Origin of the sequence: Pseudomonas sp. HN2, from assembly GCF_020736465.1 — a bacterium.
Classification (GTDB): Bacteria; Pseudomonadota; Gammaproteobacteria; order Pseudomonadales; family Pseudomonadaceae; genus Aquipseudomonas; species Aquipseudomonas moraviensis_A.
In genome coordinates this window covers 2191150-2215146 of the sequence record NZ_CP085885.1, presented here as the reverse complement: position 1 = coordinate 2215146, position 23997 = coordinate 2191150, and the positions used below count along the sequence as shown (strand labels likewise).

The 23997-nt window shown below is 50.4% G+C and carries 23 protein-coding genes and 4 pseudogenes; 12 read left to right on the top strand and 15 right to left on the bottom strand.

Translation table 11 applies throughout. The annotated features are described in order from the left end of the window. Positions 1-243: 243 nt before the first annotated feature. The 3 genes and pseudogenes from LIS66_RS27930 to LIS66_RS09770 form a co-directional block, all read right to left on the bottom strand. A pseudogene (locus tag LIS66_RS27930) lies at positions 244-843 on the bottom strand (methyl-accepting chemotaxis protein); the annotation flags it as partial. Positions 844-1149: 306 nt separating this feature from the next. Continuing rightward, positions 1150-1872, bottom strand: a pseudogene (locus tag LIS66_RS27925) (MCP four helix bundle domain-containing protein); the annotation flags it as partial. Between the two features lie 142 nt (positions 1873-2014). Then, entirely contained in the window at positions 2015-2533 is a 519-nt protein-coding gene (locus LIS66_RS09770; protein WP_227974117.1) for a hypothetical protein, read from the bottom strand. 268 nt (positions 2534-2801) lie between these two features. Between LIS66_RS09770 and LIS66_RS09765 the strand changes: the two genes are divergently transcribed. Next, positions 2802-3764: a GlxA family transcriptional regulator gene (locus LIS66_RS09765; RefSeq protein WP_227974116.1), complete on the top strand. Its 963-nt coding sequence runs from the start codon at positions 2802-2804 to the stop codon at positions 3762-3764. A 121-nt stretch (positions 3765-3885) separates the two neighbouring features. Here LIS66_RS09765 and LIS66_RS09760 read toward each other — a convergent pair whose 3' ends face one another. Together LIS66_RS09760 and LIS66_RS09755 are read right to left on the bottom strand one after the other, a co-directional pair. Beyond that, entirely contained in the window at positions 3886-4251 is a 366-nt protein-coding gene (locus tag LIS66_RS09760; RefSeq protein WP_227974115.1) for a histone-like nucleoid-structuring protein, MvaT/MvaU family, read from the bottom strand. Positions 4252-4429: 178 nt separating this feature from the next. Further along, the gene (locus LIS66_RS09755) at positions 4430-5140 is read right to left on the bottom strand and encodes an SOS response-associated peptidase family protein (RefSeq protein ID WP_227974114.1); all 711 of its coding nucleotides are present in this window, start codon (positions 5138-5140) and stop codon (positions 4430-4432) included. Positions 5141-5238: 98 nt separating this feature from the next. Between LIS66_RS09755 and LIS66_RS09750 the strand changes: the two genes are divergently transcribed. The 3 genes from LIS66_RS09750 to LIS66_RS09740 all read left to right on the top strand — a co-directional run bounded on the left by LIS66_RS09750 (position 5239) and on the right by LIS66_RS09740 (position 7540). Beyond that, positions 5239-5670: a LexA family protein gene (locus LIS66_RS09750; RefSeq protein ID WP_227974113.1), complete on the top strand. Its 432-nt coding sequence runs from the start codon at positions 5239-5241 to the stop codon at positions 5668-5670. Next, positions 5657-6937, top strand: a complete 1281-nt coding sequence (gene umuC / locus LIS66_RS09745) for a translesion error-prone DNA polymerase V subunit UmuC (protein ID WP_227974112.1) — start codon at positions 5657-5659, stop codon at positions 6935-6937. Before LIS66_RS09750 ends, umuC begins: the two co-directional genes overlap by 14 nt. 225 nt (positions 6938-7162) lie before the next feature. Further along, positions 7163-7540 carry a hypothetical protein gene (locus LIS66_RS09740; protein WP_227974111.1) on the top strand — a complete coding sequence of 126 codons (378 nt, stop codon included), beginning with the start codon at positions 7163-7165 and terminating at the stop codon, positions 7538-7540. A gap of 218 nt (positions 7541-7758) precedes the next feature. Here the strand turns inward: LIS66_RS09740 and LIS66_RS09735 are convergent, their stop codons facing one another. Next, positions 7759-8178, bottom strand: coding sequence for a VOC family protein (locus LIS66_RS09735; RefSeq protein WP_227974110.1), 420 nt, complete (start codon positions 8176-8178; stop codon positions 7759-7761). A gap of 696 nt (positions 8179-8874) precedes the next feature. Here LIS66_RS09735 and LIS66_RS09730 point away from each other — a divergent pair. Together LIS66_RS09730 and LIS66_RS09725 are read left to right on the top strand one after the other, a co-directional pair. Next, positions 8875-9864, top strand: coding sequence for a hypothetical protein (locus LIS66_RS09730; RefSeq protein WP_227974109.1), 990 nt, complete (start codon positions 8875-8877; stop codon positions 9862-9864). Positions 9865-10052: 188 nt separating this feature from the next. After that, entirely contained in the window at positions 10053-10271 is a 219-nt protein-coding gene (locus LIS66_RS09725; RefSeq protein ID WP_227974108.1) for a hypothetical protein, read from the top strand. 158 nt (positions 10272-10429) lie between these two features. On the opposite strand, the gene LIS66_RS09720 is transcribed toward LIS66_RS09725, so the two are convergent. Then, the gene (locus LIS66_RS09720; RefSeq protein WP_322746243.1) at positions 10430-11170 is read right to left on the bottom strand and encodes an SDR family oxidoreductase; all 741 of its coding nucleotides are present in this window, start codon (positions 11168-11170) and stop codon (positions 10430-10432) included. Positions 11171-12387: 1217 nt separating this feature from the next. Here LIS66_RS09720 and LIS66_RS09715 point away from each other — a divergent pair. Both LIS66_RS09715 and LIS66_RS09710 read left to right on the top strand, forming a co-directional pair. Continuing rightward, a pseudogene (locus LIS66_RS09715) lies at positions 12388-12651 on the top strand (toll/interleukin-1 receptor domain-containing protein); the annotation flags it as partial. A 317-nt stretch (positions 12652-12968) separates the two neighbouring features. Then, positions 12969-13355 (top strand): hypothetical protein, encoded by a 387-nt coding sequence (locus LIS66_RS09710; RefSeq protein ID WP_227974553.1) that lies wholly within the window; start codon positions 12969-12971, stop codon positions 13353-13355. An 87-nt stretch (positions 13356-13442) separates the two neighbouring features. On the opposite strand, the gene LIS66_RS09705 is transcribed toward LIS66_RS09710, so the two are convergent. From LIS66_RS09705 to LIS66_RS09695, 3 genes are all read right to left on the bottom strand, one after another. Continuing rightward, positions 13443-13901, bottom strand: coding sequence for a hypothetical protein (locus tag LIS66_RS09705; protein WP_227974106.1), 459 nt, complete (start codon positions 13899-13901; stop codon positions 13443-13445). 684 nt (positions 13902-14585) lie between these two features. Then, on the bottom strand, positions 14586-15083 hold the full coding sequence (locus LIS66_RS09700; protein ID WP_227974105.1) for a hypothetical protein: 498 nt from the start codon (positions 15081-15083) through the stop codon (positions 14586-14588). A 163-nt stretch (positions 15084-15246) separates the two neighbouring features. Continuing rightward, positions 15247-15528, bottom strand: a complete 282-nt coding sequence (locus tag LIS66_RS09695; RefSeq protein WP_227974104.1) for a hypothetical protein — start codon at positions 15526-15528, stop codon at positions 15247-15249. Between the two features lie 202 nt (positions 15529-15730). Between LIS66_RS09695 and LIS66_RS09690 the strand changes: the two genes are divergently transcribed. The 4 genes and pseudogenes from LIS66_RS09690 (at position 15731) to LIS66_RS09675 (ending at position 18070) form a co-directional block, all read left to right on the top strand. Then, entirely contained in the window at positions 15731-16366 is a 636-nt protein-coding gene (locus tag LIS66_RS09690; RefSeq protein ID WP_227974103.1) for a helix-turn-helix domain-containing protein, read from the top strand. Between the two features lie 348 nt (positions 16367-16714). Further along, a complete protein-coding gene (locus LIS66_RS09685) occupies positions 16715-16966 on the top strand; it encodes a hypothetical protein (protein ID WP_227974102.1) in 252 nt (83 codons plus the stop codon). An 82-nt stretch (positions 16967-17048) separates the two neighbouring features. Continuing rightward, positions 17049-17407, top strand: a pseudogene (locus LIS66_RS09680) (IS66 family transposase zinc-finger binding domain-containing protein); the annotation flags it as partial. Positions 17408-17431: 24 nt separating this feature from the next. Continuing rightward, complete coding sequence (locus LIS66_RS09675; protein ID WP_227974101.1) at positions 17432-18070, top strand: TetR/AcrR family transcriptional regulator; 639 nt, start codon at positions 17432-17434, stop codon at positions 18068-18070. Between the two features lie 224 nt (positions 18071-18294). On the opposite strand, the gene LIS66_RS09670 is transcribed toward LIS66_RS09675, so the two are convergent. The 5 genes from LIS66_RS09670 to LIS66_RS09650 form a co-directional block, all read right to left on the bottom strand. Next, on the bottom strand, positions 18295-19428 hold the full coding sequence (locus tag LIS66_RS09670; RefSeq protein WP_227974100.1) for a hypothetical protein: 1134 nt from the start codon (positions 19426-19428) through the stop codon (positions 18295-18297). A gap of 1661 nt (positions 19429-21089) precedes the next feature. After that, positions 21090-21854 carry a hypothetical protein gene (locus LIS66_RS09665; protein WP_227974099.1) on the bottom strand — a complete coding sequence of 255 codons (765 nt, stop codon included), beginning with the start codon at positions 21852-21854 and terminating at the stop codon, positions 21090-21092. Positions 21855-21959: 105 nt separating this feature from the next. Further along, on the bottom strand, positions 21960-22829 hold the full coding sequence (locus tag LIS66_RS09660) for a toll/interleukin-1 receptor domain-containing protein (RefSeq protein ID WP_227974098.1): 870 nt from the start codon (positions 22827-22829) through the stop codon (positions 21960-21962). Between the two features lie 32 nt (positions 22830-22861). Further along, on the bottom strand, positions 22862-23404 hold the full coding sequence (locus LIS66_RS09655; RefSeq protein WP_227974097.1) for a toll/interleukin-1 receptor domain-containing protein: 543 nt from the start codon (positions 23402-23404) through the stop codon (positions 22862-22864). Between the two features lie 53 nt (positions 23405-23457). Continuing rightward, entirely contained in the window at positions 23458-23991 is a 534-nt protein-coding gene (locus tag LIS66_RS09650; protein WP_227974096.1) for a toll/interleukin-1 receptor domain-containing protein, read from the bottom strand. Positions 23992-23997 lie beyond the last annotated feature (6 nt).

Sequence of the window (23997 nt, the reverse complement as noted above, 5' to 3'; positions counted from 1 at the left end):
TTTGTCGGCTGCGTCCTTTAGAAGACCTTGGGCCTCCGCGCTAACTAAGCGTGTATTAACGTCAGCTCTATAGATAGCAATCGTAACGAGAGATACGACTATCAAGCCAAGGCACGCCCCCACCATTATAAGCATGCGAGACTTGATCGAATTTTTGATCAGCATCCGTACAATTCCTCTGCGCATTACAAAAAGCAAGCTGTGAAGGGAAGCTAAGGCCTGTTGATGTATCTGGCACTCATGTCAAACTTTGAATTTTTGAACGAGGCTGTTCAAGTTAACCGCAAGCCGACTTAGTTCATTACTTGCGGTGATTGTTTGATTCGCACCCTCGCTGCTTTGGATGGCTAAAGATCGAATGCTGATCAAACTCCTATCAACGTCCCTCGCGACATTAGCTTGTTGCTCTGACGCCACCGCGATCTGCAAATTACGCTCGTTGATTTGAAGAACGGAGTCAGTGATTTGCTGCAGAGACTGGCCCGCGCCCTCAGCTGTCCGTTTGGTGTTATAAACCTCCTCAGTGCTCTTACGGATAGACTCGACAGTAGTTGATGACCCACTCTGGATGGCTGCTATCATTTTTTCAATTTCCAAAGTGGAAATTTGAGTTCGATGAGCAAGTGCTCTGACTTCATCAGCGACAACAGCGAACCCCCTCCCTTGTTCGCCTGCGCGCGCGGCTTCGATAGCTGCATTCAAGGCCAACAAGTTGGTTTGCTCCGCTATACTTCGGATAACTCCCACAACCTGACTTATATCTTCCGCCTGCGCTGCCAGCTTAACCACCTGAGAAGACGAACTTTCTACGAGATCTGTCAGGGTTTCAACGGCGCTCAAGGTCTCAGAAACACGGAGGTTACCGCGCTTAGCTGACTCACTAGACTCTTGGGCAGCTTGTGAGGTTGAGGTGGCATTACGAGCAACTTCTTCCACCGCTGAAGTCATTTCTGTGACAGCCGTAGCAGCCTGTTCGATTTCGCTATTTTGTTGTTGAAGAAGTCGATCCGCAGCCTCGGTTATAGACGTCATTTCGACGGCGGCTGAACTTAACTGCATGGAGGCTTCTGAAATTTCCAAAACTGTCCCTTGGAGATTTTTTGACATTAAATTGAGTGCGACCATAAGCCTAGACACTTCATCCGATCCTGAAATCTCAAGGCGACGGGTCAGATCTCCTGATGCAATTTCTTCTGCCAACCTGAGCGAATCTCCTATTGGTCTTACAATGCTACGTGTCAACCCTATAGCTAATACGACCGTGAGCAACAAAGATACAAGAACAACAGCAGCAAGTACTTCAACACTCTTTTCATAAACCTCGCCAGCTTCGACACCCAGGGCTTTAGCTTGCTCTGCATTGAACTGCCTAATTACGTTTAGTTTATCCTGAAATAAATTGGCATTATCCGCTTGAGTAGTATTGGCGAAAGCTAGCGCGCGCTCATGCTCAGATGAATCAAGCTTAGTTAATTGTTCGAGTCCTGCAATGTAAATCCTCATTGCTTGGTCTGCGGCGTCAAAACGAGCCAAGTCTTGATCGTCGGAAATTAGGTTCTTTCGATAATATTCACTTCGAGCCTCTAAAGTTTGCACAGCATTTTGGACTTTAGACTCTGCCGCCAGCTTTCCCGCTACGTTCGTTGAATTCGCGAGCATTCTGATGCTTTCCAAGCGAGCATTTAGCAAAGAGATTTGGATATCATCAATAGTTTGCGTGCTTGGAAGCGCATTCTCTGCCAACTGCTGTCCAGCGGCCCGCAGATGTGATAACTGAATATAAGAAAACCCACCCAGCGCGATTAGAATAGCAGTGATAATCCCAAAGCATAGAGTAGCTTTTTTAGAGATACTTAAATTTCTGAAATACATAGTGACTCCGACAGTCGTTTTTCATCGCGAGCGAAACACTCAGGATGCGGATGACTTTTCATAGAAATATTATTTGGTAATGCGAAGCACAACTTTTTCAAAAGCTGATATCTGCTCGCCACGAATAAAGCCTGCAAACTGATCACTGCTTATTATCTACGAGACTAATCTCTGCATTGAACAATTCATCATCAAGCTTCTTCAAAGTACGAATACTTTTAATCAACACTCTCTTATACTCACAAAACGCCTCTGAAAGTGGATCATCCGGATCTTCATGGATATCAATTTCGAGACTAGTTGTGACGGAGTTTAGATAACTGAGACTTTCGCCAATGTTACGCTTGATTGTCGTCTTCAAAGCCTCTAGAGAAAAGTTAAGCTTTTTTAATTCCCTAGCAAGCATATAAGACGGCAGAGATGTAGCTTTGCCGGAGTCACTAACATCAATTTGCGCGGCTTTTTCAACCTCAAGGTTAGCAAGCAAGAAGGTGTGTTCCAGTGCTCTCACTGAGAAAACAATGCCGCCAACGTCTTCCACCATTTGCATGGTGAGCTCTTCGCATTTCTTAGTTGCTTCAACATAGTTATATAATTTTGACATAATAGTAGACCAGCAATGTTCGTTAGCTGTTATGGAATTATTGTTTTTGTATTCCATTACGATGAGCACACTAAAGCTGAGCCAGAACTGCTTTGCCTAGTCTCCTTCGCTTCCGAGGTATACCTACGCTCGATCCAGGACTGCCTGCGAAAGTGAATCAACACTGTCAAAACTATCAGATATTCCGATGTTTAATCGGCAGCGAGAAATCGCCGGCGTGATGATATTACGCTATCATTTCGTCTAAAATAAATGACAATAGGTTGACGATTTACGCCAAAAATGAATACATACGCCCTACATTAATGCGTGCAGGGGACGCTGAATGCTTACTAAAACGATTCAGTTCATGGCATTTTCTAATGCGAACCTAATCGACCTCGCAGGGCCCCTTGAAGTATTTTTAACAGCAAACTATTTTTCGGATCCGAAAGCCCTACCTTACAATCTATCGATAGCTTCGCTCGATAGTATCTCGACTGTCCTTCCTGGCACGCACCTCCACTCAATACCTTTAGATCAGAACACACCTGCCCCGCACACATTGATTGTCCCGGGTGGGTTAGGGATATATGACTTCTGCAAAAATCCGCGCTTCGATACTGTGTTTAAGAGACACGCTGGAAGAGCTACACGACTGGTCTCCGTATGCACCGGGGTGTTCGCCTTAGCCGCAACGGGAGGGCTTTCAGGCTGTGAGGTGACGACGCACTGGTCTGCGTATGATGAGCTTGAGCGAAACCATCCCGATGTTTTACTCAATCGTGGGCCAATATTTGTCAACGACGGACGTATCTGGACATCAGCCGGCGTCACCTCGGGTATCGACTTAGCATTAGCACTCGTTGAATCTGATTTAGGACACGCCCTTGCTTTGAAAGTGGCCAAGCACTTGGTTGTTTTCTTGAAGAGGCCTGGCGATCAAAATCAATTCAGTTCTAGCTTAGACATGCAAACCAGAAGCTCAACTTTTTCAGATCTGCACGCGTGGATGAATGAAAATCTTGTAGAAGATCTATCAATTCCCACTCTCGCTAAGAGAATGAACATGAGCGAGCGTACATTCGTAAGAAGGTATAAGACTACTACAGGCCAGACTCCGAGCAAGATGGTCGAAAAATTAAGAATTGATGCGGTGCGTCACCTGCTTGTGAGCACGGAATGCCCTCTTAAGGAAATTGCGTACCTGACCGGTTTAGGACATGAAGCAAGCTTGATACGGAAATTTTGTAAGTTTTTTGGCGTGACCCCGAATGAGTATCGCCAAAGATTTAAGTCAACCATCTGATTTTCAGGTCTTCTATAACCATATCAGCCTGACTACTCTGACTATCCAGCGAGCGATGAAGCTGTTCCGCACGTACCAAGATGAGCAAAAAGGCCCTATAAGGGCCTTCTCTCGAAGGTAATTAGTTACTCAGCCAGGACTCAACTGTCGCGGCGCCGTGCTTTGTTTTCCATTCCTTGAGCGTTTTGTGATTCCCGCCCTTGGTCTCTACGACTTCGCCCGTTTCAGGATTTTTATAAACCTTCAATTGGCGAGGCTTGCGGCTGCCCGCTTTGGGCTCGACAGCTGGAGCGCGACGACCAGTTTGCGGATCTAGGAGATTGATCACGTCCTTCAAGCTGTAGCCGTATTTTGCGAGCAAATCACGCAGTTTTGTTTCGAACTCAATTTCTTTCTTGAGGCCCGCGTCGCCCTTGAGGGCTTCCAGAGCCTGAAGCTGTTCGGCGAGGTGTTTTTCGAGTTGGCGGAATTCGGCGAGTTTGGACATGACAGGTCTCGATTAGATAGGTGATTAAGAGTGTATTGCAGTTCTGCATTTCGTGCCCGCTTCGTAACCGGGCTAGGGAAAATTCTTAACTAGCGATAATGATAGCTCGACCATAATTCCAAATAATTGTGGAGAGCTCGTCGTTCCGCCGACGAATACTGTCGACTCTCGGTTTTAGTCAGTCGTCAACATCCGAAGCCGGAGATAGCGGCTGAATTAGGTGCGCGCCCTGATTACGAACATTCCCCACATCCTTGCCAACCTTGTACCAGTGAAAATCCGTAGCAGGCCTGCAGTGCTCCATTGCGAGTTCGCGAGCTCGTTCAGGTGAAGTGTCGGGATCGACCCATTCACGGGCACGCTCAGGCGATAAAACCAGGGGTTTGCGATCGTGGATATCGACCATGCCTTCGTCACTCGCAGCGGTGATGATAACAAAGCCGTCGCGATCATCCGGCTCCATACCTTCGTGCACCTCGGCCAACCCTGCGAAGAACATCGGAATTTGCTCTTTCAGAGTAATGAAATACGGTTGCTTTTTCTTCGGATCATCTTCGTCCTTGACCCATTCGAACCAGCCATTCGCTGGCGCGAGTACGCGTCCGTTTGGCCAGAGCTGATTGAAGAACTTGCCGGTGATGACGGTCTCGACTCTCGCGTTGATCGGGTCAGGACGCTTTCCCTTCGCCCAGAATGGCGCCCATCCCCATTTGACCTTATCAATGCTCAGGCCCTCTTCCACCGGCCGGATGATTTCCACCCGCGTTGACGGTGCGACGTTGTACCGCTCGACTGGCCAGAGGTCATAGCCATTGATCACCAACTGCTTTGGCGCAAGCTCTTTGAGGTAGTGATCCATCGATTCGTAGATCGAGTAGCGTCCGCACATGCTGTCATCCGTCGAATTGTCGTACCTATGAGATTGACCGCAAGCGAACCAAATCGTTAACTGTATGCATGTACAGTTAACCTTGTAAGGCTTGCATCATGAGCATTACCCTCCTCGGCCCACTCGCTACTGGCGGTAAGAAGCTGCCACTTTATTCATCCAAGGTACCGGCGGGCTTCCCCTCTCCTGCGGCTGATCACATCGAAAAGCACATTTCCCTGGATGAGCTGTTTGATATCCGAGCTCCGCACGTGTACCTGGTAAAGATTGATGGAGACAGCATGCAAGGCGCGGGTATCTATTCCGGGGATATGGTGATCGTCGATCGGAGCATCGAAGCGGTCAGTGGCGATATCGTTATCGCCGCTTTGAATTCGGAACCGTTCTGCAAGCGCCTGCTTCTGCGCGAGAACGCCGTGATTCTCCTATCGGAAAACCCGAAATACCCGGCGAGACATGTCATGGAAGGTGACGAGCTGGTGATCTGGGGAGTCGTGAAATACAGCGTCCGCGATCATGACAATACGTGAGCCTGTCTTCGCCCTGATCGACTGCAACTCGTTTTACGCGAGCTGTGAGCGCGTCTTCCGACCCGACCTCGCCAAGACGCCCATCGTGGTGCTGTCCAACAACGATGGCTGTGTGATTGCGCGCAGCTATGACGCCAAGCCTTTCGTGAAAATGGGCCAGCCGTACTTCCAGATCAAAGACCATCTACGCCGGCATGGGATCGTGGCTTTCAGCAGTAACTACGCTCTGTACGGAGACATGAGCGAACGCGTCATGACGACCATCGAATCGATGGTTCCGGCACTTGAGGTCTACAGCATCGATGAAGCATTTGCTGATTTGACTGGCATGCCTGGAGATCTGTCCGCGCTTGGCAGGCACATGCGCTCCACCCTTCTCAAGCGCACAGGCATTCCAGTCGGGGTGGGGATCGCGCGCACGAAGACGCTGGCCAAACTCGCCAACCACACAGCCAAACGGCTGCTCGATATCACCGGCGGCGTAGTGGATCTGTGCGATCCGTTCAAACGCGACTGGACGCTGCGCAACACCGACGTCGGCGAAGTCTGGGGCATTGGCAAGGGCATGAAGGCACACCTGGAAACAATGGGCATCAAGACCGCCATGGACTTAGCGAAAGCCGATCCGTGGATGCTTCGCCAGAAATTCAGCGTGGTGATTGAGAAGACTGCTCGCGAGCTGGCCGGTACCCCATGCTTGGAACTGGTGGAAGCTGATCCACCGAAGCAGGAGATTTGCTGCAGCCGAATGTTCGGCACGCGACTCACGCAGATTGAGCCGATCAAGGAGGCGGTCGCCACCTACACCCAACGTGCGGCAGAAAAACTCCGAGCACAAAACTCGCTTTGCAAGAAAATCCGCGTGAGCATTCGCACCGGCATGTTCAACCCTGAAGAAGCGAAGTATGCGAATGGAGCGCTGGTCGAGTTACCGTACCCGACCAACGACGTGCGGCTGATGACGAAGGCTGCGACCGAAGCGGTCAATCGTCTCTTTCGTCCCGGCTACAAGTACAGCAAGGCGGAAGTCCTGCTGATGGATCTGCGGCAGCATGGCGAATTCACTGATGACCTGTTCGCGCAATCCCAGCCGGCGATGGCAGACAAGGTGATGGGTGTGCTGGATGAGATTAATGGTCGCTGGGGAAAGGGAGTTCTTCGATTAGCCAGCGTTTCGGCGGCACCTGGTTGGGCGATGCGTCGGGAGTTGATGAGCCAGAGCTACACAACAAAACTAGATCAGTTGTGGACGGTGAGAGCCAAGTAGCGACCACGAGACGGGCACTTACCGCTGCAGAAATGAGCAGCCTTGAACGGCTGCTTACGGCCAAAAGCAGTCATTCAATGCTCTAAAGAATCAGGAGTGATTCAAAATATTCATCGTTCTTAGTTACTAGTTCATAAACCATTCATGCAGTATTTAAACGCTAGCTCTAAAGCTTTGCTGGACTCTGCCGATAGCGAGCTGTAGTGTTAACCTGGAGAAAGCGTCATGGATGTTAATGTTTATAAAATTGAAGATGTGACTAATGATTTTGTCTTAAATAAAATAAAGTCACATCAGAGTTTTGTTCTTGAGTGCGGCGAATTCAACAGGTACTCAAACACTTTGACGTGGCTGGAGAACGCTATTGAATCAGAAGGCATGTCTGTCAGGATTTATATGATGGCTCGCAACCTCTCGATGGGGAGTTTTGCAGGTTTTGCCGGAGCGAGCATTGTCGGTGCACCAGTGGCGCTAGGAGCGCTTGCCGTAGGTCTGGTGGCCGGTGTTGGCATCGCCGCTCACAACCTCGCGACACTGAATCCCGATTACGAGATCGGCAAAAATCCACTGTCATCTACGCTGTACGTAGACTACAAAAAATGAGAGTTCTGGTATGTGTGCTCTGCCGGACTGAATCGCCCCACGTTTAGTAGACTCTTTATATTTCTGCTTTTGGCCGATTTCTGCCTGTCGTAGCGGGCAGCAATCAGCCAGAAGCAGCGGTTCATAAGTGGCCGTTTTCGATCCGAATCGCACATGGACGAACGACGATCTCCACTTCGTAATGAGTGGTGAACTTGTCCCACTCAGCAGCCAACCTACTACAGCATTGGAAGCATTTGCGGATTGAACACGATCTCCCACAAGTGCCCATCCGGGTCAGCGAAATAGGCCGCATACCCTCCGTAGAACGTCTCTGCCGCCAGCTTGACAATCCGCGCTCCGGCTTTCCTCGCTTCTTCTAGAACCGTATCGACTTCATCCTTGGAAGAAACGTTGTGCCCTATGGTTGAGCAAACATTCCCGTCCAGAAACGGTATTCCAGTATCCGAGGCAATGCTTTTCGTCGGCCACAAGGCGAGTTTGATTCCACCGTGCAGATCAAAAAGTGCGACGGCACCGTTCTCGAACTCAGTACCAATAATGCCTTCCGTGACAAGGCCAAGCCCGTCGCGGTAGAACCTGACGGAGCGCTCAAGATCTCGTACGCCGAGGGTAAGAACAGAAATTCTAGCTTGCATGACGTTCTCCAATTTAAAAGGACTGAACATCACCAAACGGGATCGCTGTGCAGTGGAAACACGACCACCATCCTGAGCCCGTGAAGTCAGGTGAAGGTCGTGGGGTTGGACTGATGCCAACACAGAGTTGCCGAGGGAACGGCCGGACTAACCATACCGGCCCGTCTTTTTCGACATCTGAATGCTACATTGTATTAAATACCTTGTCCCCTATTGGCCTTTTTCTGCTCTCCACGAATGGGGCAGTTCGGCCAACAGCGGACACTGGTAAACGTTGTTTGTCAGCTAAAAGCTGATAATGTGGCGCACGTTCTATATTGTCAAAGGAATGAGGGCGCTTCATGTTAGATAGTATCTAATTTTAAAACTCCGACAACTACGACCAAATTATCGATGTCGAGGCATACATAGAAAGCGTACTAGGGGTGGAGGCTTGTCAGATCTCGGGGGTACGAATCGGCCCGTAGCGCATGTTTCGGGCCGATCTGGGCCCTTCACGATAGTCCGGGATCGGTCAAAAGTAGTCCATGGACACCCAGTTAATGCTTCCGGTAATGTACGCCACTCATGCTCTTTTTACCTCTCCTCAATAATAATTTGACACGACACCCAAGCCGTACAAGGATTGACAAATGGCGAGGGTCTGTATTAGATAAAAAAATTGGCACAAAATTAATAATTAGGATTAACCACTCCATGTCCAAACATATTGACCAAATTCTGAACTCAAGGATATTCAGCCAATGGCACTGGCTACAGTATCACTTTCGTGGTCTTCCTAATGGAAAACATACTGAGTTTTCTTTTGACTTTCTTAACAAGCTGGCTCTTATTGAATACAAAATCCCAGGATTTTCCGAAGAGACGATTAATCGGCTTGCATCCTATTCCGGAAGAGAAAAATACGAACCACATTACGAGCAGATTATTCAGTTACTGGTAGAAGTCGTGATTTTCTACAGACTTGCTGAAGGCTTTCTCGCGAGCAATGTAACTTTCAAGTGGGAGCCTGTAACGCAATCCTCAGAAAAAAACCCTGAGCTTTTATTAGAGGGCGGCGAATGGAAAACTCTCATCGAGATAAAGTGCCCATCCATATTTAAGCACATGAAAGACGCACAGAACAATGACACACAGTTAGGCGCCAGGCTAGGCGAAATAGATTTTTTTGATAAACTCGCAAATTCCGGCAAAGCAACAAGACCACTAGACAACAAAATAAAAGATTTTCTCGTTAGTGCAGAATCAAAATTCTCTCCATTCAAAGCGGTTGATCCATCAATCACCTCCATCTTAATTATCGCTTGGACGGAACACCTATTTGAAGCAACCTCCCCCCTTATAAATGGAATGTCTGGACTGTTAACAGCGAACTCATACTACAAAGACGTGACCGGAAACCCTGTAACTTTTCCTTCCATTGATTCTGTACTTATAACTGAGCACCTCGAACTCGTATTGAGAGCAACAAGAGAAGAGCCGCTTCCACTAGGTTATAACTCGCCGCTTGATTATGGCGCATTCTTAATGGCTGGATTTTTACCACCAGCCCACATTAAAAATCCGTCAACGGCCAACACAGCAAATACCAATGTTCTAATTGAGTTAGGAGCTGTAGAGATCGAGGAAATAAATGAACCAAGGGTTAACCCCTTGGATTATGTGATTTGGCTAGGAAGGCCTTGACAATGGTAAACGAAACTGGCTATTCGACGTGCTGAGGTCGTTAAGCCACTAACAATCTGCATTCTGTGATATCCGAGCGGCCGCTAAGGGTCGAAAACGGCTGCTGGCTCCAATGATGCAAATCTAAACCACTCAACTGCGGCCGCATGAGTTAGGCTTTGCAAACCCCCATTTACAGGATGGATAGCATGCCAAGTAACTCGGCTTCCAATATCGCCACTGCGGACGCGCTGACATTGCTTCTGCACAACCAGCATGCACTGGCGGCGGCAATCGAGGAGGTCGCCGTTTGGCTTTCAGCCACTGGCGTGGAGGTGGTTGCAGATAACGCTGTGATGGCAATAGAGACCTTAGACACAAATGCAAAAGCAATCACAGATGCGATTATGCGGATACGGCAGTCCTAATATTGCCTTTGCAGGCAGCAATCGGCCATAAGACGGTCAGGCGTGGCCGTCAGCTTTCGGCCAGAAGCAGTCACTCAAAAAATAGAACGGCTCCGAGCAAAACGCCTAACTTCACCGGTACAGTCCGTCCCTTGTAACGGGTTAGGAGTAATTTGCGTTCAATCAGATTGAGCTCCTCCTTCCAATATCTGAAACCCGTCATCAACGGGGGCATACCCGACAACTTTTCTGCTCTGATCAATAGAGAGACGCTTATATCGGTTATCTGAGACCCCATGGATAACGTGAAAACCCTTCAGCTCGGCTTCAACGCAATTCTTGAGAAGTGCGACAACATCTCTAAAACTGATAAAGGCCGCAACGTCTCTGGGACTGTGGGTTTGCCCTTGTTGAAATTTGGCTACGTTGGCAATACGGACTGCGATGGTCGTCATCTGTCCATCGTTTGCATACATCGAAGCCAAAGCTTCTCCGAACGCCTTGCTGACTCCGTAGAGATTGCCAGGTTTAGGTGCCATGCATTCCTGGATCTGAACATCCGTTGGATATCCCTCAATCACTTGGGCACTGCTTGCAAATATGAAGCGCTTGCAACCTTGTGCCTTTGCGGCGAAAAGCATGTTGTAAGTGCCCACGATGTTCACTTGAAGCAATGAGTCCATGAAATCGGCATCTGGGTCAGGGTCAGCGGCAAGATGGATGACGGTATGGATACCTTCGCAAGCTCGAAGGCAACTGGCTTGATCCCTGACATCCAGAGCGAAACGCTGTGCCGAGTCCGGAAGGTGAGTTACGTCTAGATCGGCCAAACGCAAATCGGATTTATCGTCGCGCTCTTGCCAAAAAGCAGTGCCGATCGTTCCTGCCGCACCTGTGACGAGGATTTTCCTTGAGCTCATTTCGGCATGTCCCTTATGGTAAATGTCACGCCAGCCTCCCAGCCTTGTGATCGGTTTACAACCACCGATATGAGCAATCTTGAGTTCAGACAAGCGCTGTAGCTGGCAACGCTTTCGTGCTGACCGGGCCATTGTTGGCCTGAAGTGGCCAAGCAGAAAAGATAGCCATCAGCAATATCAAAACGAGAGCGTCTTCGGTAGGAATTATTTTTCCCAGCGAACGGTATCGGCAGTAATTACCGGCCTATAGTTGTGCCCTAGCCTCTGACTAACGAGCCACAGCCTAGTCGCCTGGACAGCTACTACCTTGCCCGAGAATTCCTTCTTTTTGAGAACCTCGGCGCTGACAACGTAGCTACCACACTCAACGCAATCAACTATCGCACCATGAAAGTTGGTTTCAAGCACCCGAGCCGACGCCCCACAAATTGAACAGTTCATACGTCACTCCCTGCGGTCGATGAACTGTAGCCGAACGCTGGTTACTCTCCACCTGTCACGGATGATTTCATGACTATTCCTTGCCAACAAAAGCTGTTTCGCCTCGGCATGAAGGCACGAATGGAGACTCTGAAGACCACGCAATTCAACATAAGCGTGCGAGCTCTCACCATTGCCCTTGGGCCACTGCTGTATTAGCGCTTGTCTCAAAACTTGAAAAGCCTCGTCACCTACCGCGCGCGGGTACACGCGCTGCATCTAATCGTAGCCGGCGCTGCGCTTGTAGCTAGCAAAGGCCTCACTTAATACCTTGCTCAGAGATTCGCCGAAGACCTGCCACGACTGTTCCCAAAGCAGCTTCGCTACTTCATCCTGCACGCTAATCTCATTAATTTCCTTGGGCACTGCCCAGCTTTCAACCCGTCGCCCTTCACTTATAGAGAGCAAGCTGATGCAAATCGAATTCGACCTTAACCAAAACGACCTTGAGGCCCTCTTACACCACTGTCAATCGCACAAACCTGCAAGCTGCGACCCTAGGGAAGATCGCCGTTTGGAGTGCGCTCTCGCAGCTCTAAAAGAAGCGCTACTCGAAGCTAACGCACCGAAGTGACTAAGAATCCCTGCCAATATCGATTCCCAGAGCTATGAAAATTTGCGCTTTATGAATCGCACGACACACTGCACGTTGTCCTACACGGGAAAGTTAAAGCCTGTACTTAAGCATCGGACAACCCATAAGATCTAAGCCGCCACCAATCCATGGAGCGCCGATCTTGCCAAGCGTATTTTTTTCATACTGCCATGCCGATGAGGCGCTTCGTGATCAGCTGGAAAAGCAGCTATCGATGCTCAAGCGCCAGGGCGTTATCGACACTTGGCATGACCGCAGGATCGGCGCTGGTCAAGAAATCGATGCGGCCATCGACAACCATATCAACAGCGACGAAATCATCCTTCTCCTGGTCAGCCCGGACTTCATCGCCTCTGATTATTGCTACAACATCGAGATGACTCGCGCCATGGAGCGCCACGTCGCGAAGGAAGCGATCGTGATCCCTGTGATTTTGCGCGCGTGTGATTGGCATCATGCTCCGTTCGGTAAGCTGCTTGCCACGCCTGAGGATGGTAAACCCGTCACCCTGTGGCCTGACCGCGATGTAGCTTTCCTGCAAGTAGCGCAGGCAGTACGCAAAGCTGCAGAACGATGCCGCAAGGATGTGCCCATTCCTGCACCGCAAATCGCGCGCTCGGCGCCAACTATTCCACAGCCGCCCTCCCCGCTACCGGCCACTGGCCCCCGGTCGAGTACCTTAGAGTTGCCAAGAGCTTCACCCAGCGGGACAAAGATCAGTTCTTGCTGGACACCTTCGAATACATCGCTCGCTACTTCGAGAACTCCCTGCAAGAGCTTCAAGCTCGTAATCCTGGCTATGAAGGTGTGTATCGTAGAATCGACGCCAATCGCTTTTCTGCGGTCATCTATAAGGACGGACGGGACGTCGCTAGGGGGACGGTGTTTACGGGAGGTCAGCTGGGTGCCGGGATTTTTTACAGCCAAGGCGATTCGTTCGCGGGCAACAGCTACAACGAGTCACTTTCGGTAAACGCTGATGATCAGACCCTGTACTTGAAAACTCTGGGCATGTCCCACTTTTCCGGACACGACCAGAAGCTGTCTCAAGAAGGTGCTGCGGAGGCACTCTGGGGAATCGTCATCACGCCATTGCAACGCGAGAGATAACCTTTCCTGATCAACCACAGAGGCTTGGTGATGGAGTGGAGGCGAGACGCGCATCGGGGGCTTATCGCTTGGTGTCGATGTCTGCCATCACTTGAGGCGTTTCGAAGCAATAAGGGCATCGAAGGCCTCCTCGCTCGAACGTCCCTCCCGCATCCTCGCGACCATAAAATCCGCATCCAACCCTGCTGGGTCAAAAAACTCTCGGGCATGCCGGACGATAGCCAACCAGAGCTCGAAAGGGACTGCAGTAGTATCACCATTTCTGCAACGGTAACTTGGGCGTTGAAGCAACGCCGGCGCTCGTAACACCAGTTCGTCACACAGCCGTTGGAAAATTCGGAAGGGTGTCTCGCTCATCCCGATTAGGGAGGGATGGGTGAGGCGGTTGATCGATTGGATAGCTGACTCGGTATCGACGGTGTGCAGGCTCGATAAAAAACGTACATCGGCCTCGAACGCCGCTGGCCCGATTGACGCTACTAGTCGTTCAACAGATTCGAGGTCTGACAGGTTGTCACGGCCCAGCGTTCTTACGTGCTGCTCCATCATTCTCCGCCTGCGGACTAGTTTCCCGCTTCCCACGTTCAAGAGACCACTCTGATCCACTGGAGCAACATCGCGGGCATTCAGGAAATTGCTGTTACTCGTCATCGAGTGCCAATCGATGTTGTTCCACGTGCGCGACTTCGCGCGCCCAAGCCTCTAGAAAATCAGTCCAATCATGCCAGTAGAATCCTGCCTCCACGCGACCTGCTGGCCCCAGAGCCACCGCGAAGCGGGATCTCCAAGGTTCTGGGATGTCCGCGTCCCGAATAATCCAGCACCCTACGGGATGAGCCTCCCTAGGCAGCCGAACCAGTTCAGCGTGGTCAAGATGGCAGGCGCTCAATGGAACTTCATGATCAAGTCGTTCAAGCTCATCCAATCGTTTCAGGATCGATCGTGCGCTTTGATCACCTGGTACCAGTTCAGCGAGCTGCCATAGCGCCTTCCTTCGTTCCCGTTCTCGTAACCAGATATCACTCATTACGACGCCCTGAGAGCACGTAAGTACTCATGGTTAGTTGAGTGGGTGCTGCGCAGTTGTCCGTTAGCCTTATCCATAGATTGCAAGCCCAGGCTACGCCACCCAAGCGAAGGTCGGACGGGAGACAGGGAGTTCAGCTTCATAAGTTAGCAGCCTCTCGACTACCGCAGCAGAAACGCATGTCCAAACGACATTCCTGGAAATTAACGAACTATTATTCCGTGCTGCGCAAAATCGTTAAGGAGTGTCTTGCGACTCAGCATTGCAGGTAGCTTGAAAATGTTCCTGTATCCGTACCAGAGGCCCATAGGCATGATCACTAACCCAAGCCCAAATGTGGCCGTAGCAGCAATAATGGCGGCAGGAATTGAGCCTAGCGAGAACACAACACCTTTCAATATTGTCGATCTAGCGATCAATCGGATGTCATCCAGATCGTATTCAACTTTTCCGGCTTTGTTTTCAAAAGCGAGCACCACAATGGTCTTTTTGGAGATTCTTTTGAAATACCAGGTTCGTGGAGTCTCGGTCGCCATCGCACCGTGAATTTTCAGGTATTTCGGAACAACCACCTGTTTAAAATAGAATGTTTCTCCATTTACATCTTCAAGTCTCACTCGACTGTAAAGAGCATCAAGATCGCCTTGCGCTTGGACGTCATAATTCTTGATAGTCACGGTTATTTTTTCGAGGTCAGCCATTTTTCATCCTTAAGCGCATCGGTTTTCGGCAGGCGCGGCTATATGAATACCCATCAAACGCTTCGTGATGGCGTCGTTCAAGCGGCACATGTTTGAAAACGAAGTTGGGGTTACTGTCCTTTTCGTCTCCGATCGGGCTGAAGACAGTCGGGGCCTTTAGGCTTCAACAATCGTGCTCGCTTGTGATCACGTAATGATCTCCTCCGACACTGCGAACCAGCTTGAAGCCGTCCTTCTCGACGATACACCGCACGGGAGGTGTCGCGATTGTCATACCGTTTTTCGACACTCCCGATTGGTCGCTGTAGACAAGCGCGACATAGCGCTCCCCCACTCTCGCGGCGCCGAATAGGAATGCGTCGACACCGACCGACCAGTCGACGTGCTGAGCCCGGACGACTTCTGGAGGCAAGCCTTGTAAAGCGCTCTGGTGTTCCTCGGCCATCCAGCGGTCTCGCGCACAATCACAATTGAACATCTGCTTGATTCTCGACAATTGATGAAACTATACGAACGACGAGCGATTACTCCGACCTGCCTTCCAGTAGACCCCCAGTACCCAGTGCGATTTAGTAAATAATTGGAGGAATTGAGTGAGCCTCCAACCGCAGTCACGCTGCGTACGCAAACTGTACCCAAGGCTGTGGATGCTGAGCCCGCCGTGTCCTACCACGCTGCTGATTGGTGCGCCGGCCAGCGCAAGCGAGATCACCGCCAGCACGTCGTCCAGTTTTATACATCATATGACGTGTAACTGTACACGGCAACATGGCTACATCCTCTTTTTTGAGGACATCATCTTGTTGAAGCCAGCACTGGCAGCGGTCGTTCGAGCAGTTCGAGGGAATCTAGGCTTCACTCAGGAAAATCTTGCCCATGCAGCATCGCGCACATACCTGAGCAAAATCGAGAACGCCGAAAGCAGCCCCACTATTGATAAATTTGTAGAACTTGCCGAGGCTCTTGGCATGAGCCCTTTGGCTTTCATGGCACTAATTCTCTCGACTCATAACAAGACGCCCTCCTCTACTTTGCTCGCAAAAGCCGCCGAGGAATTGGAAACCCTCCAAGAACGCGTCAGTGATGCTGACATCGCCGCGCATCTTGCTGGATTTGATCTAGTGAAGCGGCCTGCCGCTCGACCGGTGAATCTGATCAAGCTGAAAAATGTGCTGGAGTGCAAAGAGATTGGCTTGAGCAAGGCAGAGACCGCCAGAAGGCTGGGGATGAGTCGATCAACCGTGGGGTTTCTTTGGGAACGGTCGGTACCAGTTGAAGGCTGACTCAGCGGGAGGCTTGCAACACGCTAGGGCATACCAAGCCTAAGAAGTAAGCGAGAAGAAGCAGTTGGCAGATGCGCGACCTGATAACCATATCAGGAAAGATCGCAAAGCCTGTGGCACCTAGAATCACTTAGCCACCACAAAAAAGTTCTGGCATGTAGCTATTTCGTTGGGAGCTCAGAGTCTGATTCACCTTGGTGATCTCGACATGCTTTGGGCCTTATGACGGAACCGAAAATTCAGAAGGTGTTGATTGATGCCGGAGTGCTCCCTTGCGTACCCCGACATCATCACGAAGATCCGCATCAAGCATAATGTGCCGGTGCTGTTCGCCGAGGCCATACGACTTTGATTGACCAGCGTACTCAGCTGACCGAACAAGGACGCAATGCTGAGCGTATCCTGCAAAAAATCGAGGGTGATCGCGCCGTAGGAAAGAAAATATTTCCTGACGGTAGTTCAGTGCTGCAGGGGGATTTACTTGCATCATTCACTTTTGACGGGGCTTCGGCGCACATCTTCAAGCGGAAGCAGTTCATGGCTCAGACAGCCCACACGCGCCTTCTGGAGGTTGCCAGCAGTACCGCATGGCGCTTGTGACAATCGACAGCCAACTCATGAACCAGGCAAAAGCCAATGGCGGTGCTCGTCACATGTGGGTACCCACCACAAGTCGGTCAACGAGAAACTGGCTCACGAGATCGCGCTTCTAAAGCGCTTCAAATTTGCCAAGCGCAGCGAGCAGCTAAGTCCGGATCAGGCCAGCTTGCTCGACGATTTGATCGACACCGATATCGCGGCTATCCAAGCGCAGCTTGAGGCGCTGCAACCAGCAGCTGTCGAAACCAAAGTTCGTCAGCAACCCAAGCGCGTACCACTGCCACCGCAATTTCCACGCACGCTGATCCATCACGAGTCGGACAACAGCCACTGCCAATGTGGCTGTGCCATCAAACGTATTGGCGAAGATGCCAGCGAAAACTCGACTACACACCGGGCGTCTTCACTGTCGAGCGTCATATCCGTGGAAAATGGGCGTGCGAATTTAAGAGATCAGGCTAGTCGATGGACTCTACAGATACCAAACCCAAATGGAACCGGCGCAAGGAGGCGCGGCCTGCTGAGATAATCGAGGCGGCCTTGGATATATTTTCGGAAAGTGGTTTCGCTGCTGCCAAGTTGGGCGATGTGGCGAAGAGAGCGGGCGTGGTAAAAGGTACGCTTTACCGCTATTTTGACACGAAAGAAGACCTGTTTCGCGCAGTCGTCCAGCACGCCGTTTCAATCAACCTGCAAAGTATCGAACTGATAGCTACCGGTTTTCGGGGGACGCTTCGTGAACTGGTACCTTTGATCCTCAACGCTGCAGCCGGTCGGATGGGGGATAGTCGAGTTCCAGCTCTTGCCCGACTCGTCATAGGCGAAAGTCGAACCTTTCCTGATCTGGCGACGATTTGGCACGACAATGTTGTTGCACAGATGCTGCGGTTGATGACCGGAATCATCGCCGAAGCGCAGCAGCGCGGTGAGGTTCGGCCTGGTGACCCGACCCTGTACGCTTTTTCAGTGCTGGGCCCCATGGTTGCCGGCGCGCTATTTCAAGAAATGTTCGGTTTAGCCAGTCCTTATGCCCCCGACCTCCAGGCGCTTGCCAAGCAGCATGGGGATACAGTTGTCAGGGGAATGCTGGTATCAGTGGGCTGAAGCAATAGTTGCTGATACGCAATGCGTATTCAGCGGACGCTTACGCCGGAGCTTGGCACTTAAGCGACTCACCAGACATTGCGACAAGACTGGCGTCACCAAATGCCACTTGTCCTTGGCCTCAACTAGAGTTCAGATCCCTACCAATCTGGGAACCTGTTCGGCTGGATGCCAGCGTGGTTGCGATCACCCAGCAAGCACCGTGCCCTACTGACGCGAAGGCCTCACATGGATGCCTTAACAGCCTCGTATTCATCCCAAGTCATACGAGAGTGCTCGATCATGTGGTCAATCATCTTCCGAATGTAACTATCGAGTTCAGCAAATATTTTCTCTCGCTCACGACGACTTTTAACCAACTGCTCAAGTCGCGAACCAATGTGAACGATCCTTGTACGAAGGCCTATTTGCTCCCCCGTAACTTCATCTACTTTACTGGTCAGCACTTCGAATCTGTCAAGTACTCGTTTACGCTCTCCCATGCTATCAGCCACGTACCTCGATACCACAGTTTTTATCTTTTTGAAGGGCTGATATTCTTTGGGGTAGGCTAAAAACTCGATCAAACTGAGTGCTTGCACAAACTTCGAAGTTGCAGATTGCACCTTAAGCATTTGGGAGTACAACGACAACGCATGTGCTGCAATAATGCCGACGTCTCCACCCACAGGGAATCTATCCCACTCAGGCGGCCGTAGGTCAAGCCCGAGGCCCTTGGTTATGGTATGGGTGAAAGCCGCCCCTGCTAGGAGAACGGAATCCATCCCACCAGACTTCACCAGCACAGCACCCGACATCATTGGCTTGGACGATAACTGTCCAGGGGACGCCGGCATGGTTTCAGAGGATAGGTGCTCCAGCTTGCAGTACATGTAATTGATCATGTCGAAAGACAAGGCATCTACGATTTCGGATATGCTTACTATCAACTCCATGTGACTTTGGTGATTCCCGAGTACGAGCGAATCCCAAGAAAACCTTAATGGCACCACCAGAAGAGGATATTTATTGAATTCCTGAAGGCTTACTCCAGAAGCACCGACCTGAGATGAGGCTGGCTTGGTCAACTGCTTATTATTGAGATTTATAGCATCCAAATTCAATCGGCCCTGGGGGTAGATCATGACGCCATAGGGTAGAAAAACCGAGCGATCAGTAACCAGTCGCGACAGCGGAAGTATCGCTAAATGACAGCCCTTATTGAAGTATGGGCTGTAAGTCGCAGAGAGGTCGCCCTGATCAGTCGCTTGACAAATTGATACATCATACCAATGCCTATGGTCACGAACCGCTTCGACCTCGATCGCCAAGCTTTCACTCTTTGATAAGAGTGCATCTTCCAGGTCAGAGACACCCAACCAGCACTCCAGACAGTTCCGCTCACAACCATTCTTATAGTTGGTTGGCCTGTAAAAATGCCGCTCGCTCATTCCCTTATAATCATGGATGCGGTATTCCCTGCTACAACCGCAACACGTTCTAATAATTCTCGTCTCATAGCGACTTAACGTCAGGCCATCAGTACTTAATTTCAAATCGACTACCCAATAGCTAGAGGAAATCTTCTTGTGGTTTACCAACCCGAAGGCCAGTCTCTGATTAAAGAACCGTCAGACCAAGGTATGCCGGCCAAATCCAAGAATCCGGGCCAGAGCATCGATCAGCGACTGTTTGTCCGCATGCTCGAATGTGTTGGTTCCACGAAGCTTCGCACAAAATAGAACCGCAGAGGTTGCTCAGTTTTGGGGTGATCACCATCCTGGCAAGTTGGGCGGTGAAAACACACTGATTGCATGCAGGGCCACTTACGGGCTTTCAGTGTTAGCATTTTCAGCGTCTGCCGTGACGACTGCAACGCCGCTCGATAGTCACCCCGATCCATTGCGGCCCTGGCCAACTCCAAGCATGACTAAGTCGGAAGTTTGCCACACATCCTGCAATATGATCTGCAATTTGAGACGGGGTGTACGTGTGCCTGTCGAAAACTTTGTCTGCAAAACCTGAAAGCGAGCGGGCATTCTGTTCGTTGGGATGCAACACGTTCTTTTTAGGCCTCTTGAGGGTCGCCGTGCTCTTTCCATCACGAACTCCGGTGGAGTAGGTGCTGAACCACCTTAGCTGCGAGTAACGTCTCGACTATCGCCAACGGTTCGAATCCACGCCCAGTAAATGGCGCTAGATCACAGTTCTGCTGGCCCCTACATTTACCACCATCTGCCTTCTGGGTCGCGAGACGTAACGGCTCGACTACTTCTCGGCCCTGGCATGACGACTCAATTGCCAGGGCTTTTGAAAGAAATTGAGGAGTTAGTAGTTGCAGCTGATCACGCAAGCAGGACTTGTTACCGACCATGGGGACAACGCTTGCCCGAAGGAAAGTTAACCCGGCACTTGTCGGACTGACATCATACGGAGCCTTGCACGCCATCGTGCTCAGCATGAATACTGAAGGAAATCGAACAAGAAAAATAAAAGGCAGCGTATGACCAGGCACAGACTTCCCCACCCGACCCTACCTTTCATCTCCGTCGAGGAGCATAGAAACGCTGAGATCGGCCAAGTGTCTCCAAATCAATGGTGTTTCCTCATAGAAGACCTCTGCGAATCTGGCATTCATAGAAGCTATGCTGATGCCTTGGAAGCTGCTGAAAAGGAATTTCTTAGACATACCGAATTCGCCGAGTCCAAACTTCGTACCGCGTTAGACGGAGGGGACGTCGAAGTGGCGCTTTCGATTGCGCATCTCCGAGGGTTTTGGGAGGGGTCGGCGAAACACAGAGCAACCATCGCAAGAAACGTGAAACGAGCCATAGATAGCCTAGAGCCGCTTTTAAGGTAGCAACCGGAGCAGGGACTTCCACCCTTGTAAGCACCTCCTCCACAAGTTGGAAACAATCATCAGGGCTGTTACCGAGTGTCGCTCGCACATTCGCGATGAGGATGTCGAATTAACAGAGCCACCGTGGCCATTGATAGCTAGTGGATTGGCGATGCCATGTAGCCCGGATGCTACGGCCTTCTAGGCCTTACGCATTGCTGGCTCAAAGTACGCTCCTTGCAGGTAGCGGAACCAATGCCCTAACTCCTCATCCTCACGACGGGCACAAGCTGGTTCGCCATTGTTGTACAGCTGCCCGCCCATCATGTAATGGGAAACTCGCAAGGTGAAAAGCGCTTCGGTCACCGTCATGTGATTTAAAATCCCACTGACCTTGTCTTGGGCGACGAAATAAAACACCACGATCGTATTCGCCAAGGACACCTCGTACAGCCGCCGGAATGTTTCTACCTCAGGCGCGTGTGTACGTACTACCTCAATGATGATGTTGGGACAATTAGCGCGTGGAAAGAACCGATTAGCGTCTCGACCAGCCAGATCTGGCTGAATATACGTACCGTCATCGAAGGCGATGCGCGCGTCACTTTCCTTATACCAGCGATAATCGCTTGTAACACCCGGAGCGAAAAAAACCTGCTCCGAGCGCGGAGTATTAGGCGCAAACACATAAGTAATCAAGCGATTGGCGCGGTCATTGTTTGATAAGCGCTCAAAAATAAGATCCACGCATTCATTATGAGTTGGATTATTTTCACTCCTTCCAACTCTCGCGCCAAATGATGCTCGTCCCACCCGACGAAAATGCGGGCGATTGATGTTTCTAACTGGCACTACCAACTCGTCGTCAGCGTTGAAGAGTGGCTCCTCCCTCATCCTGAGATAGCGTTCAGTTAAGATATCTGCTTCGGAGTACTGATTACCCGAAATACTGCCTGTTGCTCCCATAACCTACCTTTATTCCCTGATCAATTATCCATCCAACCTTTGTGCTGCTAAACAGAGTAAGTCGAGTCAGTTCCTGGTTCGACCACCTGCAGCGGGAAATCATAGTTAGCTTTTTAGAACAGCGGTATGACATCTATTAATGAACTCACTCTCCAAATCATGCTCGTAATACAGCGCATCTAGCCAGAAAAACCCAGAATGGGGCGTCTTATCAGCCAACGATTTCATATCGTTACCGCTGAGCTTAGGCAAGTGTAAATTTATGATCTCGAATGCGAAAGATGCAGATGCCATCGCCTTTTGCACTTTATGTGACTCCATCGCACCTACAATGCCTCTCGGCAGGCGCTCGCGAGGCTCCAACTGGTATCGCGTCTTAGCACTAAAAGCCAACTCTGAATAAATCCAGGGAGAAAGCGTGCGATCTCCTTCAGCGAACCCCTCATGCCCTTTGATACTCACGGAATTTTGAGTGTTGAAAAAGATGAAACACTCCGTTGCATCAATCATTCGATGCAACTCCTCATTTAGCATCAAAAACAGAGACGCCGCCACCTCATTGCATTTATCGTAGGAGAAGTTAGTAACGCCGCCCGCCTCTTCCTTGTCCGAGTAATGAGCATTGATCTTCAATAGCAAATCGCCCACATAGCCCCACACGCAGGAGTCTACGAAGACTTCAACACCTCGTTTCTCCAGGGAGAGCGCAAACTCGATGGCTTCACGCTCATCGCGATGAGAATGCGACAGGAACACATGAGCTTGCTGTTGTGGGAATATTTTTTTAGCGAGCTTCTTCGCGTCGATCACGTCCTTTTTATCAATCTGACCTATTATATAGTCAGCCAAGTCATTGACCGTTGCGTTGCGGGCCTGCTTACGGTAACTTTCAATAGCCGCATTACTGATCATCTCGAACGGCTCGTAGTGTTCAAGTTCAAAACCGAGATACATATTGCCCTCTATCTTTTTCACGAGAATTCGAACACCAGCTATAGGGCTGGAACTCAACTGCACAGCCAAGACTCAAGAGTTACGGCTGAATTCGTTTTTTGTGAATAAACCATCCATAGCTCATTTGCGTAGCCCCCAAGCCTTCCCCAAATGATTCTTTGATACAAACCCATGTATTCCCAAGATGACCAGCCATCATCACCCGCAGAATCAGAAGCACCGAAAATGGCGATTGCGTGAATCCCCTTTTTTCCATCGGCGACGCCCAACTCCCACGGAACCCATCGGCTATCTTTACTATTGGGACTTGTGAGGAGCACGAATCGTTTGCACTCAAAAATCCGCTTCTTTAATAACTGGGCCGTCTCTTCCGACGTGTGACTCGGCATAGCCGGGTCTACCTCATCGATATAAGGTAGCCCCCCGTGGTTAGCGATAACCTCGATGGCCCCTTCCACTAACTCCCCGTCTTTGCTGGAATGTGAAATAAATGTCAGGTTGTGCGCTGATGCAGCCAAAGATTTCGTGAAATGGCGGCTCCGAGAAGCATTGGCAGCTATATTTTTTAATTCGGTTCTGGTGACATTGCGAGCCATTTTACTCAGCCATTAATTGCTTACTAACGGTTCCAGAGGTCGGGGTAAGCCCCCTATCGATACGGTTCATTTACAAAAGCCCAAAAATCTGAGCGATCTTCAGATGAACCCTCTACGTACAATCGCTGATCCAGCTGATTGATCACGGGATACAAACCTAAGTATTCCTGCCCATCGAATCCGGAACTCACAGCATCTACCAAGGGAAGGATAGCGACACCACCTTTCTTGTAGCCGTCAAAATAGCCCAGCTCCCAAGGCATCCATTTTGAAAGCCCAGATCGGTCAGTCGCTATGTAGACTAAGCTTGAGGAGTTGCGCATGCGCTGACGCAAGCGCTCCGCCGTTTTCTTGTCGACACGCTCTCGATCCAGCTCTTCATCTTCAACCCAATCAATGTAAACGCTGTACCCCTGCTCTTTAAGCAGCGTTGCCACGCCTTTTACCAGATCTTGATCCAGCATCGAATGGGACAAAAACACGTCGAACCGCTCATCCGAGTAGGACTCAAGTCCTGCGACTTGGTCGAGCGGCTTTTCCGAGCGGCGTGCAGCAGCCCTCGCCTGCTCTTTGGTGAAGAAAGCCATCTAACA

Coding starts and splice junctions, on each gene's coding strand:
- LIS66_RS09770 (WP_227974117.1), bottom strand. CDS start 2,533: ATGGAATACAAAAACAATAATTCCATAACAGCTAACGAACATTGCTGG.
- LIS66_RS09765 (WP_227974116.1), top strand. CDS start 2,802: ATGCTTACTAAAACGATTCAGTTCATGGCATTTTCTAATGCGAACCTA.
- LIS66_RS09760 (WP_227974115.1), bottom strand. CDS start 4,251: ATGTCCAAACTCGCCGAATTCCGCCAACTCGAAAAACACCTCGCCGAA.
- LIS66_RS09755 (WP_227974114.1), bottom strand. CDS start 5,140: ATGTGCGGACGCTACTCGATCTACGAATCGATGGATCACTACCTCAAA.
- LIS66_RS09750 (WP_227974113.1), top strand. CDS start 5,239: ATGAGCATTACCCTCCTCGGCCCACTCGCTACTGGCGGTAAGAAGCTG.
- umuC (WP_227974112.1), top strand. CDS start 5,657: ATGACAATACGTGAGCCTGTCTTCGCCCTGATCGACTGCAACTCGTTT.
- LIS66_RS09740 (WP_227974111.1), top strand. CDS start 7,163: ATGGATGTTAATGTTTATAAAATTGAAGATGTGACTAATGATTTTGTC.
- LIS66_RS09735 (WP_227974110.1), bottom strand. CDS start 8,178: ATGCAAGCTAGAATTTCTGTTCTTACCCTCGGCGTACGAGATCTTGAG.
- LIS66_RS09730 (WP_227974109.1), top strand. CDS start 8,875: ATGTCCAAACATATTGACCAAATTCTGAACTCAAGGATATTCAGCCAA.
- LIS66_RS09725 (WP_227974108.1), top strand. CDS start 10,053: ATGCCAAGTAACTCGGCTTCCAATATCGCCACTGCGGACGCGCTGACA.
- LIS66_RS09720 (WP_322746243.1), bottom strand. CDS start 11,170: ATGAGCTCAAGGAAAATCCTCGTCACAGGTGCGGCAGGAACGATCGGC.
- LIS66_RS09705 (WP_227974106.1), bottom strand. CDS start 13,901: ATGGAGCAGCACGTAAGAACGCTGGGCCGTGACAACCTGTCAGACCTC.
- LIS66_RS09700 (WP_227974105.1), bottom strand. CDS start 15,083: ATGGCTGACCTCGAAAAAATAACCGTGACTATCAAGAATTATGACGTC.
- LIS66_RS09695 (WP_227974104.1), bottom strand. CDS start 15,528: ATGGCCGAGGAACACCAGAGCGCTTTACAAGGCTTGCCTCCAGAAGTC.
- LIS66_RS09690 (WP_227974103.1), top strand. CDS start 15,731: ATGCTGAGCCCGCCGTGTCCTACCACGCTGCTGATTGGTGCGCCGGCC.
- LIS66_RS09675 (WP_227974101.1), top strand. CDS start 17,432: ATGGACTCTACAGATACCAAACCCAAATGGAACCGGCGCAAGGAGGCG.
- LIS66_RS09665 (WP_227974099.1), bottom strand. CDS start 21,854: ATGGGAGCAACAGGCAGTATTTCGGGTAATCAGTACTCCGAAGCAGAT.
- LIS66_RS09655 (WP_227974097.1), bottom strand. CDS start 23,404: ATGGCTCGCAATGTCACCAGAACCGAATTAAAAAATATAGCTGCCAAT.
- LIS66_RS09650 (WP_227974096.1), bottom strand. CDS start 23,991: ATGGCTTTCTTCACCAAAGAGCAGGCGAGGGCTGCTGCACGCCGCTCG.